Source organism: Haloterrigena gelatinilytica, from assembly GCF_013342145.1.
Classification (GTDB): Archaea; Halobacteriota; Halobacteria; order Halobacteriales; family Natrialbaceae; genus Haloterrigena; species Haloterrigena gelatinilytica.
The window spans coordinates 1-14298 of record NZ_JABUQZ010000002.1 but is presented as its reverse complement, the minus strand read 5'-3'; the positions used below and the strand labels follow the sequence as shown (position 1 = coordinate 14298).

Sequence of the window (14298 nt, the reverse complement as noted above, 5' to 3'; positions counted from 1 at the left end):
CGCGTTCGGCGCCAGTTTCTCGTGTGTCTCTTGTGTACTTGCACCATACACGCACCGTTATGTCCCCTCGTCGCCCGTACAGGTGATCCATAACAAAACGGTTCGTTCATCAGGAATCGTATATGAGACGCATCCAAGTGGCCGCTGGTGGTGGGTGCCGTGGGTAGCGTCGTCGTCTCCCTCGACGCCGAACTCGGCTGGGGCTTCCACGATCTCCCGGAGCCGCCGGCCAAGCGCGTCGAGTCCGGCCGTCGCGGCTGGTCGGTGATGCTCGAGTTGCTAGACGAGTTCGACGTTCCGGCGACGTGGGCCGTCGTCGGTCACCTCATGCTCGAGTCCTGCGACGGCGTCCACGCGGACCATCCCGCGCCGCCGGGCTGGTTCGACCGCGAACGCGGCGCGTGGGCCGACCGGGAGGACCTCCGGTTCGGCCCCGACCTCGTCGAGGGCGTTCTCGAGGCCGACGCCGACCACGAACTCGCCAGTCACACCTTCTCGCACGTCCTCTTCGGGGATCCGAAGACGGACCGGGAACTCGCCGCCGCGGAGCTCGATCGAGCCACCGAAATCGCCGCCGAGTGGGGCGAGTCGATCGACTCGTTCGTCTACCCGCGCAACGACGTGGGCCACCGGGACGTGCTGGCCGAGTACGGCGTCTCGGCGTACCGCGGTCGGTCGCCGACCCGGGACGGCGTCCGCGGCGTCTTCGACTCGACGGTCCGCGATCAGTCGCTGGTGACCACCCCCCGAACCGACGAGCACGGGCTGGTCAACGTGCCGGCCTCGCTGTTCCTCTTCGGCTTCGAGGGACCGGCTCGGACCGTCGCGGAGTCGATCTGGACGGATCCCATGCTCGAACTGGCCCGCCGCGGGATCGACGAGGCGGTTCGATCGGACGGCGTCTTCCACATGTGGCTCCACCCGAACAACCTCACGAGCGAGCGGGACGACCAGCGGATGCGGTCGATCCTCTCGCACCTCGAGCGGCGCCGTTCGGAGACCGACCTCACCGTCGAAACGATGGGCGACGTCGCACGCCGGATCCAGCGATCGCGCGGTACCGGAATCGACGGTGCCGCCGGCGGCGTCGACGGCCAGGCGACGGTGCGTTCGAACTGACCGACACCGATCGATCCGTCGCGGTACCGCCGCGAGGGCGTCGCGAGAAGGGGACTGCTACCGGCCTCGGACCGTAGGTATGCCGACGATAACAAAGCCCGCTCCCGGCCCGTTTTCGGGCAGATGCCACCGACAGTTCTGCGTCGATGGACCGACTCGAGCGCGTTCGAACTCGGCGTGCTCGGCGTCGGGAACATCGGCATGGTTCACCTGAAGTCGGCGCTTTCGATGCCCGGCGTGGAGGTCGTCGCGGCCGCCGACGCGGTCCCGGAAAACCGCGACCGGGCCGATCGCGCCGGCGTAGCGCGGACGTACGACGACTACACGACGCTGCTCGAACACGAGGACCTCGACGCGGCGGTCGTCGCGCTCCCGCCGTTTCTCCACGCCGACGCGGTCGAACGCGCCGCCGAGGAGGGCGTCGACGTCTTCGTCGAGAAACCGCTGGCGCGGTCGACCGAGGAGGCCGACCGGATGCTCGAGACGGCCCGGGAGGCGGGGATCGCCGTCGGCGTCGACCACACGCTGCGCTACCAGCCCGACATGGTCGGCGTGAAAGACGAGTACGACGAGGGCAGCGTCGGCCACGTGCCCTACGCCTCGATCACGCGGCTCAACGATCACCCACTGGGGAAGCCGCCGGCCGACGAGGCCCCGCCGGAGTGGCCGATGGATCCCGACGCCGCCGGCGGCGGCTCGCTGGTCGAACTCGGCGTCCACTGTTTCGACCTCCTCGAGTGGCTGTTCGGCGACCTCGAGGTCCGGGACGCGACGATGGGGCGAACCCTCGACATTCCCGCCGAGGACGCCGCCACCGTCCTCCTCCGGGCGCCGGAGACGGAGACGACGATCACGCTCCACTGCGGTACCTACCAGTGGGAGCAACTCCCCGAGGTCAACACCCGGTTGCGCCTCGAGGGCGTGACGGGGACGGTCAGCAACCGGGACCACCTCCGGGACAACTTCTACGCGGGCGCGGCCAAGTCCGCGCTGTCGAACGTCGCGAGCCGGTTCACCGGCGACGAGCCCGACGTCTTCGGCCCCGCCTTCTACCTGCAGGCCCACTACGACGCGCTGGAAGACTTCTGCGAGGCCGTCCGTAACGACGAGCGGCCGCCGGTCGACGGCGCCGACGGCCGGCGGACGCTGGAACTCGCCGAGGCGGCTTACGAACTGGCCGCCGAGAGCGACGACGCCGACATCGAGACGCCGGAGGTGATGCCGTGAGCGTCCACGTGACCGGCGTCGACGATCCCGACCGACGCGGCGGCTGGACGCCCGACGTCGACCGCCGGCTGGCGACCCTCGAGTCGCCGGTCCGCGCGGTTCTCGAGCCCTACGTGAGCTCGCTGACGGCGGGCGATCGGATCACGCTCGTCCCCGACGCCCACTACCCGTACCACCCGTCGTCGGGGATGGTCACCGACCCCGCGGTCGTCGGCTCGATCGCCGGACGGCTCGAGACCTGGACCGACGCCGACGTCGCCATCGCGGGCGCGAGCGACGAGCGGATCGCGTTCGATCGAACCGCCGCCTACCTGGACTATCCGGCCGTCGCCGAGCGGTTCGACGTCGACCTCGTCGACCTCGCGGACGGCGGCCGGCGCAACACGGTCGTCGCCGTCGGCGACGAGCAGGTGTCGGTGTCGGTCCCCGACCGGCTCGTCGAGAGCACCGTCGTCGTCGTGCCCACGCTGCGGCCGACCGAAGCCGGCCCCGTCGCCGGCGGCAGCCGCGCGCTCGGTCGGCTCGTGAGCAGCGTCGCCGACGCCGATCCCACCGCCGTCGCGGCGACGCAGGCCGTCGAACCGGCCCTCTCCGTGCTGGACGCGACGACCGTTTACAGCGGCGATCCCGTCGCGGCCGACGCGCTGTTCGCGGGGCCGACGGCGCAGGTCGACGCGATCGGCTCGTCGCTGCTCGAGCGACCGATCGAGGAAGATCCCGTGCTTCGGCGGATACACGGCGACGACGAGCCGTCGATCTCCCTCGAGAGCGCCGCGGACGATCCCGACGCCGAGGTCGATCTCGCGGCGCTCAGACGCCGCTTGCCCGAGGGCGGACTGCCGCCGCGGGACGACACCCACCCCGCCGTCACGACCGCTTACCGACTGTACGCCGCAGTGGCCGGCGACGCCGTTCCGCCACAGCTCGAGCAGCGATGACGGGCGGCAAGACCGCCGCCGTCACCGGCGCGACGGGCTTTCTCGGCTCCCACCTCTGCGAGCGGCTGCTCGCTGACGGCTGGGACGTTCGCGGCCTGAGCCGCCCCTCGTCGGACCGGGGCGACCTCGCGGACGCCGATATCGACTGGTACGTCGGCGACCTCTTCGACGTTCCGACGCTGCACGAACTCGTCGACGGCGCCGACGTCGTCTTCCATCTGGCCGGAATCGGGCTCTGGACCGCCGGCCCCGAGACCGTCTATCGGGTCAACGCCGACGGCACCGAGAACGTCCTCGCGGCCTGCCGGGACGCCGACTGCGGGCGACTCGTCTTCACGAGCACGTCCGGGACCCGCCGGCCCGACGGCGACGCGGCGTTCGCCGACGAGACCGACGTCACCGAACCGATCGGCGCCTACCAGGAGTCGAAGGCGGCGGCCGAGCGGCTGGTCGACGACTACGCCGCCGACGGCGGCGACGCCGTCACCGTCCACCCGACGTCGATCTTCGGTCCCGGCGACGAGGAGTTCACCGTCCAGTTGCTCTCGATGGGCCTCGAGCCGACGATGCCCGCTTACCTCCCGGGCGGACTGAGCATCGTCGGCGTCTCGGACGTCGTCGACGGCCTCCTGTTGGCCGCCGAGCGGGGCGCCAGCGGCGACCACTACATCCTCGGGGGCGAGAACCTCACCTACCGGCAGGCCGTTTCGCGGATCGCCAACGCGGCTGACGGCTCTCCGGCCCGGATCCAGGTGCCCGCGACGGCGATCCACGCCGCCGGCCCGGTCGCCGAGGCGGCCAGCGCCGTCGCCGACGTGCGGATGTTCCCCTTCGACCGCCAGATGGCCCGGCTGGCGACCGAGCGGCTCTTCTACACCTCGCGGAAGGCCGAGGCCGAACTGGGCTACGAGTACCGGCCGATCGAGGACCACCTGCCGGAGACCCTCGAGTGGTACCGGACGGAAGCGTAGGCGCGCCGAACGGAGAAGCCGGCAGCTATCGGCGAGTGACGGCGGCGACGGAAGGTTTTCGATCGCGTCTTCTGGCGGAAATTCGAGTCCGTTGTACGTCCTCGGAGCGGCGATTCACTCGAGTTCCGGCGCCTCTCGAGCGGGTCGGGTCGTCACCGGCTCGCCGGCGACCGTCTCGTAGACGTCGAGCATCCGTTCGGCGGTCCGTTCGATGCTCACCTCGCGGGCGGCCTCGCGGCCGTTCGAGCGCTCCTCGCGTCGCAGGACGTCCACCAGCCCCTCGACCAGGTCGGCGTCGTCGGTCGCGACGCGGGAGGGGTCGACGCCGGCCAGCCGTTCCCGGACGTCGCCGACGTCGAGGGCGACCACGGGGAGGTTGCAGGCCAGCGCCTCCTTGACGGAGTTCGGCGATCCCTCGCTGTCGGAGGTCAACAGGAGCGCGTCGGCGGCGTTCATGTAGTCGGGGACCGCGTCGTGGTCGACGCCGTAGACGGTCCGGAGTTCGACCGGCCGCTCGAGCAGGTCGTCGGCCGCCTTGACGATCCGCTTCGCCCGCGGGTAGTTCTTGACCCCGCGTTCGGGCGGGTAGGGAAACAGCACCTGGTAGGCGTCGCCGACGTCGTCCCACCCCACCTTCTCGCGGGCCCGTTCTCGGGGCTCCGGCCGGAACCGATCCAGATCGACGCCGTCGGGGATGATCCGACAGTCGCGGCCGAGTTCCTCGCGCATCTCCCGGGACATGACGACGACCTCGTCGCACAGCGGCGCGCAGACGCTGCTGACCGGTTTGACCGGGCCGTGCACGTCCGATCCCCACAGCGACAGCACCACCGGCGTCCGCAGCTGCGCGAGGGCCATCGGCGCCGTCAGCCCGTAGTGGGCGTGGATCAGGTCGTAGCCGTTGCCCGCCTCGCGGATCACGTCGGGGACGGTCCGGAGGTAGTCGATCGGACTGCGATCGACGTCGGCGGCGACCTCCCCGGCGACCGGCAGCGTCGTAAAGGAGACGCCGCGCTCCTCGAGCGCCGTCATCTGCTGGTTCATAAACGGTGCGTCGGCGTTCGCCGTGAGGGTGAGGACGTCCATTGCCGACTCTCCCCGAGTCTACCGGTCGGCGGCGTTTTGTTATAGAGCGGTCAGCCGCGTTGCGGGCTCGATCAATCGCCGTATACCTCCGATGATCGGACTGAGACTTCCGTCCCCGACGACGAAACGATCGCTAGCGCTCGGGTTATATTCACCTACTCTTATATATTTTCCACGGCGCTGTCGCGGCTCAGAATCGTCCGTTCACCCCGCCAGAACCCGTCCGTTGGGCGGAGCCGGGATCGACGCCGAATCGGTAGTCGACCGCTGATTCCGCGCGCTCGTCACACCCCTTCCCGGTATTCCACACTCCGCGAGTCGCGTTTCGCCGAGAACAGCGCGCGCCGAGGCTCGCGACGGCGACGATCGCCGCTCTCGTCGGCCCGATCGACGTAGCCGTCCTATTACAAAACGTCGCTCCGGGCTACGCTCTATCGATGCGGATCCTCGTCTTTGCCAATACGCCCGCACACGTCCATCTGTACCGACACGCCGTCGACCGCCTCGAGGACGCGGGACACGACGTGCTCGTGTTGACTCGGGAGTACGCCTGTACGACGGACTTACTCGAGTTCTTCGGCATGCCGTATCGGGTGTACGGCGAACACGAGACCGACGGCTACTCGACGGCGCGGTTCGCCCGCGAGCTCGGCGGCCAGTTCTACACGATCGGTCGCGAGGCGCTGCGGTTCGATCCGGACGTCGTCTTCGGTCGGGGTCCCTACGCCGCGTACGCGGGGACGCTGACCCGCACGCCGGTCGTCCTCGTCCTCGACGACGAGCCGGGCGATTTCAACCACACCGTCTCCCGGCCCTTCGCCGACTGCATCCTCTCGCCCGCCGTCACGCGGCGCGATCTCGGCGACGACCACTACACCTTTCAGGGGTTCATCGAGTGTTCGTACCTCCACCCCGACGTGTTCGAGCCGGACGCGAACGTCCGCGAGTTCCTCGGCGTCGGCCCGGACGAACCGTACGTCCTCGTCCGGTTCAACGCCCTCGACGCCCTCCACGACACCGACCTCGAGGGGTTCCGGCCCGAGCAGCGCCGCGATCTGATCGAGCGCCTGAGCGAGCACGCGACCGTCTTCGTCTCCGACGAGGGCGACGAGATGGACCTCCGCGAACTCCCCGCGCGGCCGTACGACCTCCACCCCGCCATGATCCACGACGCGATGGCCGAGGCCGACCTGCTGGTCGCGGACACGGGGACGATGGTCAACGAGGCCGCGCTCCTGGGCACGCCCGCGTTCCGCTACCGGGGCACCGACGACCACGAGTACGGCGAGTTCCAGGAACTCGAGCGCGCCGGCATCGCCGAGCAGTTCGACGACTACGCCGCGGTTCGGGACCGCTCGCTCGAGATCCTCGCGGACGACGGCGTGAGCGAACGCTGGGAGCGCCGTCGCCGGGAGTACGTCGCCGAGCTGGTGAACCTCTCCGATCTGCTCGTCGAGGTCGCCCTGTCCCGCGGCGCTATCGACCGGCTCAGTTCGCCGACCCGCGGCGCGTTGCAGCCCAAACGGCGCGAGCAGCCCCAGCTCTGAGGCGGTCGGGACGCTTGGCCGGCAACGGCAAGTGCGATATGTAACCGCCTGTCCGTTGACTGTTCAGCCACACGATGTATCAGAACATTCTGCTCGCGACCGACGGGAGCGACGCCGCTCGTCGAGCGACCGAACACGCGATCGAACTCTCCGACCAACTCGGAGCCAAGCTCCACCTCCTCTCGGTATCCGAAGACGGCCCCCAGGCGACGGATAAACAGGACGAGATGCGGACGGACCACCAGGCGCAGGCCAACGAGGCCGTCGAGGAGGCCGAACGGACCGCCGAGTCGCGCGGGGTCGAGACGTCCACCGTCGTCCGTCACGGCGTCCCCCAGGAGGAGATCGTCGACGTCGCTGAGACGAACGCGATCGATCTGATCGTCATAGGGACCCACGGCCGCTCGGGACTCGATCACCTGGTCACCGGCAGCGTCGCCGAGGAGGTCGTCCGGAACGCGACGGTTCCGGTCGTCACCGTTCGAGAGTAGCCGTAGCGCCTCGTTCGCGAGGGCCGGGCGGTCGGCCCGCCGCTAATGACGGATTACACTCCGGGTACGGAATCGATAATTAACCACCGCGATCCCGAATCCCGCGCTATCGTGGCCGTACGGTTTCCGACGAGTCGCGGGCGCTCGGCGGCCGATCGACCGTGCCGCCGGCCGCTCCGGGTCGGTTTTGCGCAGCCGCGTCCCCGGCGTTCGCCAGCGGAGGCGATCGGACGATGAGCGGCGGGACCGCGACCGTCGCCGGCGACGTCCTCCGGGTGCTCGTCGTCGGCGACGCGCGGCGGATCGACGCCGCGACGGACGCGCTCTCCTCGCAGCTCGAGTCGATCTCGATCGTCAGAGAGCGGACGCTCGCGACAGCCGTCGAGCGGCTCGCGCAACTCGAGATCCACTGCGTCGTCTGTCCGTTCGAGGCGGGGGCCGATCCGTCGCCGCTCGCGGCCGTTCGCGACCGGAACGGCGAGGTGCCCGTCGTCGCCGTCGTCGACGGCGCGGCCGCCGAAGCGGCTCTCGAAGCGGGCGCGACCGACGTCGTCGAAGCCGACGATCCGCCGTCGCTCGTCGCGACGCGGGTCAGGAACCTGGCCGATCGCTCCCGTCTCGAGACCGCGCCGGACCGTCGCGACGGGTCGCTGCTCGAGCGATCCGACGCGCTCGTCTGGGTGGTCGACGCGGACGGCGACCTCGAGAGCGCCAGTTCGGCGGTCGAACCGCGGATGGGGTACGCGCCGGCCGAACTCGAGCGGACGCCGCTGGCGCGACTCGTCCACCCCGAGGACCGCGAGTCGGCGACCGACCTCCTCGAGACCGCGGCGGCGGCCGCGTTCGGGGCGACCGAGCGCGAGACCGTCCGGATCGGCCACGCCGACGGGACCTGGAACGTCTACGACCTGCGCTGTACCAACCGGCTCGGCGACCGCGACGTCGACGGGCTCGTCTGTACGCTCGAGGCCGCGTTGGCCCGCGACCCGGACGGCCCCGCTCGACGGGCGCTCGACCGGTTCGACGAACCGGTGTTCTCCCTCGGACCGGCCTGGGAGCTCCGCTACGCGAACGCGGCCGCCGACCGGCTGTTCGACGCCGACGGAGCGGCCGAGCCCGGAACCGTCGTCTGGGACCTCCTCGACGACGCCGTTCGCGGCCGGTTCGCCGAACGGCTCCAGGAGGCGACCGCGACGGAGCGGGTCGTCGCCTTCGAGACCTCGTATCCGTCGCTCGAGACCCGGTTGTCGGTGTCCGTCCATCCCGGCGCGGACGGCGTCACCGTGTACGCGCGCGAGGCGGACGCCGCGGCGTCTCCCGTCGACAGCGAGCGGCTCGACCTCCTCGAGTCGGTCGTCGACGCCGTCGAGGACGGACTCGTCGTGCTCGAGGGATCGACGATCCGCTTCGCCAGCGCCGGCCTCTTCGCGTCGCCCGACGCGGAGCCGCTGGTCGGCCGGGAACTGGACGCGCTCTTCGACGACGACCTCGCCGCGGCGGTTCGCGAGCGGGCGTCGGCGACGGTCGCCAGGTGGATGGAGCCGGTTTCGGGGACGCTCGCCCTCGACGGACGGGCGGTCGACGTCTTCGTGACCCCGCTTTCTGACGATCGAGTTCTCTGCGTCGTCCGCGACAGGCGCCGTTCGGCGGCGGCCGCGCTGTCGACCGTCGGGGAGACGGTCGCGACGATCCGCGCCGCCGACTCGCCGGCCGCCGTTCGGCGGGCGACCGTCGAGGCGGCGCTGACCTGTGCGGGCGCCGATCTCACCGCGTGGTATCTCCGCGAGGACGACCGCCTCAGGCCGGCGGCGGTCGAAACGGCGTCGGCCGCCGGTTCGGTCGACCTGCCGCCGATCGATCCCGACGAGACCGAGCTGCTCGAGCGTCTCGTCGAGGTCGAAGCGGAGACCGGAACCGACGCGGGCGGACCGGCCGTCGCTTTCGACCGTTCGGAACTCGAGTCCGTGCTCGCGAACGCCGGGATCAGAGCCGAGCGGGTCGTCGCCGTCCCGGTCGGGGACCGCGGCGTAGTGCTCGCGACGAGCACCGAGCCGATGGCCTTCGGGAAGCGCGACCGGCTCCCGCTCGATATCGTCGTCGACGCGGCCGCGACGGCCCTCGAGGCCCTCGAGGGCGCGGCGGCGGCGCGATCGTGTCGGACGGAGCTCGAGCGCCTCGAGTCCGTCGTCGACCGCTGTCGCCGGCTCCGCGAGATCGAGCGGACGCTGCTCGCCGGCGAGACGCGCCGCGAGATCGAGTCCTCGCTCTGCGAGGCGCTCGTTTCCCTCTCGTTCGACGAGGCCCCCGGCACGATCGATCTGGCCTGGATCGGCGACGTCTCGGCCGGCTCCGACCGCATCACGCCCGACGCCTGGGCCGGCCGGAACGGCGACGCGATCGAGTCGCTGTCGGTTCCGATGGACGGCGACGACGGGCCGGCGCATCCGACCGCGAGGGCAGCGACAGCGCTCGAGCCGACCGCCGCTGCGGCCGTCGATGCCGCCGACGCGACCGAGGCGTGGGATCGCCGGACCGCCGAACGCGAGTTCCGATCCGCGCTGAGCGTCCCGCTGGCGATCGACGACTTCTGTTACGGCACCCTCACCGTCTACGCCGAGCAGCCGGCGGCGTTCGACGACGCCGCGCGGGCGGTCTGTACCCACCTCGCGACGGTCGCCAGCCACGCGATCGCCGCCGTCGAGCGCAAGCGAGCGCTGCTCTCCGAGCGCGTCACCGAACTCGAGATCGTCCTGCAGGGGACCGACGAACCCCTGTCGGCGGTCGCCCACCGACTCGATCGCCGGCTCGACGTCGAGGCCGTCGTCCCGCGATCGTCGTCCGGTTCGACGGTGTTCTGTACCGCGACCGACGTCACCGAGGACGCGCTCCGAGCGGCCGTCGAACCGGTGTCAGGCGTCGAGTCCGGACGGATCGTCGGCGAGCGACCGGACGCGTCGCTGCTCGAACTCGTCCTCACGACGTCGACGCTCGCGACCACGCTCGCCGAGCACGGCGGCGTGTTGCGCTCCGTCGTCCCGGTCGACGATCGCACCCGCCTCGTCGTCGACCTCTCGAGTACGGTCGACGTCCGGTCGTTCGTCCGCCTGATCGAGCGCCGCCAGCCGGGGGCGGACCTGGTCGCCCGCCGGGAACGCGACCGGTCGGTCCAGCCCGCCCGCGCGTTCGACGCCGAACTCCGCACGCGGCTCTCGGAACGACAGCTCCGGACCCTCGAGACCGCCTACTACGGCGGCTTCTTCGAGTGGCCCCGCGAGAGCACCGGCGAGGAGATCGCCGATTCGCTCGGCGTCTCCCAGCCGACGTTCAGCCGCCACCTGCGGCTGGCCCAGCGGAAGGTCTTCGCGTTGCTGTTCGACGAGCGACCCGACGCCGCCGAGGAGTAGTATCAGAACCCGTGTGGGTATTAGCGGCTTACTGCGGTTCAAATCGGTGACTCGGAGCGTAAGGCGCTATTTCTTCCACCGGTAGACGTTCAGGGGAAACGACGCGTGAATAGATATAGGGGGTCTCGCCGGCGTCGGTTCCGTGTATAGCGTCTACCACCATGTACTCGCGGCCGAATTCAGTAGTCGATGAGCGAGTTCGCGGTAACGAGGAATTACAGCCGGTATCCGGCGGGAGGGATCGACCTGTGAGCATCGACGTCACCGAATACGAGGACGACCGCACGGGAATTCGGTCGCAGGCCGACGGCGGCATCGTCACCCAACTCCGCCTCGATCACTCGTCGCTGTTCCTGCGCCCGACCCTTCGCCGAGCGACCGACGTCACCGTCGAACCCGAGTACTGGACCACCCTCGGCACGGGCCGGACGCTCGTCTTCTGTAGCGTCTCCGGCGAGTCGTTCGAGGACTTCGAGTCGGCGCTGGAACTCGATCCGACGGTCGCCGATCCGGTGCTCGCGGACCGCTACCCCGACCGGCGCGTCTACCGGGTCGAACTCACCGACCGAGCGGTGACGTTCATCGCGGCGACGGCCGAAGTCGGCGGCCGACTGTTAGACCTCTCGAGTTCCCGCGACGGCTGGCGCGTCCAGCTCCAGTTCCCGAGCCGAGACGATCTCGTCTCCTTCAACGACCACTGCCGCGACCGCGATATCTCCGTTACGGTCGACCACCTGCGACTCTCCGACGACGAGGACGACTGCGTCGTCGCCCTGACGGAAAAACAGGAGGAACTGCTGGCCGTCGCCCACGAGGAGGGCTACTTCGACGTTCCCCGCGGTATCTCCCAGGACGAACTGGCCGACCGGCTCGGCGTCTCGAAGTCCGCGGTCTCCCAGCGGCTCCGACGCGCGATCGGCGAACTCTGCGCGTCGAAACTCTGCTGAGCCGTCGCCCCGTCTCGTACCGAGCCGGCAGCTACGTATTCTATTCTGGTTTCCCGTCGAACCGATCGGTCGCGATACGCGCACGAAATGAGAAAATTCGGCTTCGAATCGGGTCCGCTCGCCGACCCGGCCCCGCTCGTCGCCGCGCCCCGCCGATCGCGAGACGGTGACGACGCCGATCCTCGAGTCTTACTCCTCGGTCTCGTCCTCGTCGTCTTTCATCGAGCCGAGCTGCGAGACGAGCTCGTCGGTCGAGGCGTCGGACTCGAACGACAGCTGTCCGTCGTGATCGTTTTCGTGGACGTTGACGGCTTCGACGTCGTCCTCGTCGTCCGCCGTCTGCTGCTGTTGCTCGGATTCGTCGTAGCTACCAAAACCCATACACGCACTTCACCAGCGACTGCCAAAGGTGTGCCGATTCGATACGTCCCCGCGGCGAATCCCCACATTTCGGGTCGCCAACGTGACGGCGCGATCGGGTCGCCCGACCGCGTTTCCGGACCGCCGCCGGCGACGCGCCCGCCGGCGGTTTCGACCGGAACCCCGGTGTGTTCGCCGGTCGGTTTCGGCCTCGGGTTGCGCGCTGCGGAGTCCGCGGGATCTCGTCGCGTGGCGGGTATCGACGGGGCGAACGGACCGGCTACACCGAGAGCCGGCGGTCCCGGTCGATCGATTCATTCTCGATAGTGTTTCCTTTACGGCCCCCGCTATCAGTAGGGGAACCGATCGCGCTCTCTCGCGAGTCTCCGCGAGTCCGTGATCCGAAGCCGCTACCGTCGGCGCGTTCCGTGCGGTTTTCGTCGGTCTCGGTTCGCCCGTTCGGTTGCGGTTCCGTACGCAGTAATTGCTTGTTGTTTGTTTGACATACTGGTCATAGAAACCGGTTTTGGACGAATTATCGTCGGTTTTTCTGCTTGAATTGTACGGACATGTTCGAAACGTGGTCGAATCGATGAGTGTCTCGTATTCGGATATCGGGGAGGGGGAGCCGAGGCCGACTGTTACCCGTCAACTACCGCCTCTAGTAGCCCGTCTATAGTAATGGGTGCTGCTGGGAAGGGATGCAATATGTCCGTGTACCGCCCGCCGTCTCGAACAGTCGCCCCGGAAGCGCACCGATCGATGGCGCTATCGCGAGCGACCGTTCGATCTCCCGTCTCCGCAACTGCGACGTCCCGTTCGATAACTGCTGTGGCGTTCCGGGGGAGCCGCGCTCCCGGACGACCGTACGGGGGGTGACCGTCGATGTGTGGAATCATCGGCCGCGTCGGCGACGGAAACGCCTTCGAATCGCTGTTGACCGGCCTCGAGAACCTCGAGTACCGCGGCTACGATTCGGCCGGCATCGCCGTCCAGAACGGGTCGGGTATCAACGTCGAAAAGCGCTCCGGCAAGGTCGACGAGCTGCGCGAGTCGATCGACGACACGCCGCTGGAGGGCTCGGTCGGGATCGGGCACACGCGGTGGAGTACCCACGGCCCGCCGACCGACGAGAACGCCCACCCGCACACCGACGAGACGAAAGACGTCGCCGTCGTCCACAACGGCATCATCGAGAACTACGCCGAGCTCAAGTCCGAACTGGCCGACTACGGCCACGAGTTCACCAGCGACACCGACACCGAGGTCATCCCCCATCTCATCCAGTTCTATCTCGACGAGGGGATGGACAACGAGGCGGCGTTCCGCCGCGCCATCGACGAACTCGAGGGGAGTTACGCCGTCACGGCGATGCTCTCCGGCGAACACGTCCTCTACGCCGCCCGCCAGGGATCGCCGCTGGTCGTCGGCATGGAGGACGGCGAGTACTTCCTCGCCAGCGACGTCCCCGCGTTCCTCGAGTACACCGACAGCGTCGTCTACCTCGAGGACGGCGACGTCGTCATCGTCGACGACGACGGCGTCGAGTTCACCGACCTCGACGGAAACCCGGTCGTTCGCGAACCCGAGACGGTCGAGTGGGACCCCGAGCAGGCCGGGAAGGGCGAGTACGACCACTTCATGCTGAAGGAGATCCACGAGCAGCCGACCGCCCTCAGCCAGGCCCTGGAGGGACGGATCGACACCCAGAACGGCCGGATCGCGCTCGCAGATTTCGAGCCGGGAACGTTCGCGGACGTCGATAGCGTCCAGTTCATCGCCTGTGGAACCTCCTACCACGCCGCGCTGTACGGCTCGCTCGCGCTGAAACAGGCCGGCGTCGAGTCGACCGCCCTGCTGGCCAACGAGTACAGCGTCTCGGCGCCGCCGATCGACGACGACACGCTCGTGGTCGCCGTCACCCAGAGCGGCGAGACGGCGGACACGTTAAACGCTCTGCGCCACGCCGAGGCCGAGGGAGCGATGACCGTCACGGTCACGAACGTCGTCGGCTCGACCGCCGCTCGCGAGGCCGACGAGGCGCTGTTCATCCGCGCCGGCCCCGAGATCGGCGTCGCCGCGACGAAGACGTTCTCCTCACAGGCCGTCATGCTGACGCTGCTGGGCCAGCGCATCGCCGCCGATCGCCACGGCGAACCGCCGGCCGACCTCGATACCCTGTTGCCGGAACTGGCCGCGATGCCAGAT

11 protein-coding genes are annotated in these 14298 nt (G+C 69.3%); 9 read left to right on the top strand and 2 right to left on the bottom strand.

Annotated elements, in window-relative coordinates:
* Positions 1 to 159: 159 nt before the first annotated feature.
* The 4 genes from HTZ84_RS21295 (at position 160) to HTZ84_RS21280 (ending at position 4255) form a co-directional block, all read left to right on the top strand.
* Positions 160 to 1119, top strand: coding sequence for a polysaccharide deacetylase family protein (locus HTZ84_RS21295; protein ID WP_309138894.1), 960 nt, complete (start codon positions 160 to 162; stop codon positions 1117 to 1119).
* A 123-nt stretch (positions 1120 to 1242) separates the two neighbouring features.
* Complete coding sequence (locus HTZ84_RS21290; protein WP_174682651.1) at positions 1243 to 2346, top strand: Gfo/Idh/MocA family protein; 1104 nt, start codon at positions 1243 to 1245, stop codon at positions 2344 to 2346.
* A complete protein-coding gene (locus tag HTZ84_RS21285; protein ID WP_174682650.1) occupies positions 2343 to 3284 on the top strand; it encodes a hypothetical protein in 942 nt (313 codons plus the stop codon). The genes HTZ84_RS21290 and HTZ84_RS21285 overlap by 4 nt, the downstream gene beginning before the upstream one ends.
* A complete protein-coding gene (locus HTZ84_RS21280) occupies positions 3281 to 4255 on the top strand; it encodes an NAD-dependent epimerase/dehydratase family protein (protein ID WP_174682649.1) in 975 nt (324 codons plus the stop codon). Before HTZ84_RS21285 ends, HTZ84_RS21280 begins: the two co-directional genes overlap by 4 nt.
* A 114-nt stretch (positions 4256 to 4369) precedes the next feature.
* On the opposite strand, the gene HTZ84_RS21275 is transcribed toward HTZ84_RS21280, so the two are convergent.
* Complete coding sequence (locus HTZ84_RS21275; RefSeq protein ID WP_174682648.1) at positions 4370 to 5341, bottom strand: glycosyltransferase; 972 nt, start codon at positions 5339 to 5341, stop codon at positions 4370 to 4372.
* A 437-nt stretch (positions 5342 to 5778) separates the two neighbouring features.
* On the opposite strand from HTZ84_RS21275, the gene HTZ84_RS21270 reads away from it, so the two are divergent.
* The 4 genes from HTZ84_RS21270 (at position 5779) to HTZ84_RS21255 (ending at position 11730) form a co-directional block, all read left to right on the top strand.
* Complete coding sequence (locus HTZ84_RS21270; protein WP_174682647.1) at positions 5779 to 6888, top strand: DUF354 domain-containing protein; 1110 nt, start codon at positions 5779 to 5781, stop codon at positions 6886 to 6888.
* A 74-nt stretch (positions 6889 to 6962) separates the two neighbouring features.
* Positions 6963 to 7379 carry a universal stress protein gene (locus HTZ84_RS21265; RefSeq protein WP_174682646.1) on the top strand — a complete coding sequence of 139 codons (417 nt, stop codon included), beginning with the start codon at positions 6963 to 6965 and terminating at the stop codon, positions 7377 to 7379.
* Positions 7380 to 7612: 233 nt separating this feature from the next.
* Positions 7613 to 10783, top strand: coding sequence for a bacterio-opsin activator domain-containing protein (locus tag HTZ84_RS21260; RefSeq protein ID WP_174682645.1), 3171 nt, complete (start codon positions 7613 to 7615; stop codon positions 10781 to 10783).
* A 248-nt stretch (positions 10784 to 11031) separates the two neighbouring features.
* Positions 11032 to 11730, top strand: coding sequence for a helix-turn-helix domain-containing protein (locus HTZ84_RS21255; protein ID WP_174682644.1), 699 nt, complete (start codon positions 11032 to 11034; stop codon positions 11728 to 11730).
* A 189-nt stretch (positions 11731 to 11919) separates the two neighbouring features.
* On the opposite strand, the gene HTZ84_RS21250 is transcribed toward HTZ84_RS21255, so the two are convergent.
* Positions 11920 to 12111, bottom strand: a complete 192-nt coding sequence (locus tag HTZ84_RS21250; RefSeq protein WP_008895559.1) for a DUF5786 family protein — start codon at positions 12109 to 12111, stop codon at positions 11920 to 11922.
* Between the two features lie 864 nt (positions 12112 to 12975).
* Here HTZ84_RS21250 and glmS point away from each other — a divergent pair.
* Positions 12976 to 14298, top strand: a 1323-nt coding sequence (gene glmS / locus HTZ84_RS21245) for a glutamine--fructose-6-phosphate transaminase (isomerizing) (protein WP_174682643.1), incomplete at its 3' end; no start/stop codon positions are given.

Coding starts and splice junctions, on each gene's coding strand:
- HTZ84_RS21290 (WP_174682651.1), top strand. CDS start 1,243: ATGCCACCGACAGTTCTGCGTCGATGGACCGACTCGAGCGCGTTCGAA.
- HTZ84_RS21280 (WP_174682649.1), top strand. CDS start 3,281: ATGACGGGCGGCAAGACCGCCGCCGTCACCGGCGCGACGGGCTTTCTC.
- HTZ84_RS21275 (WP_174682648.1), bottom strand. CDS start 5,341: ATGGACGTCCTCACCCTCACGGCGAACGCCGACGCACCGTTTATGAAC.
- HTZ84_RS21270 (WP_174682647.1), top strand. CDS start 5,779: ATGCGGATCCTCGTCTTTGCCAATACGCCCGCACACGTCCATCTGTAC.
- HTZ84_RS21265 (WP_174682646.1), top strand. CDS start 6,963: ATGTATCAGAACATTCTGCTCGCGACCGACGGGAGCGACGCCGCTCGT.
- HTZ84_RS21260 (WP_174682645.1), top strand. CDS start 7,613: ATGAGCGGCGGGACCGCGACCGTCGCCGGCGACGTCCTCCGGGTGCTC.
- HTZ84_RS21250 (WP_008895559.1), bottom strand. CDS start 12,111: ATGGGTTTTGGTAGCTACGACGAATCCGAGCAACAGCAGCAGACGGCG.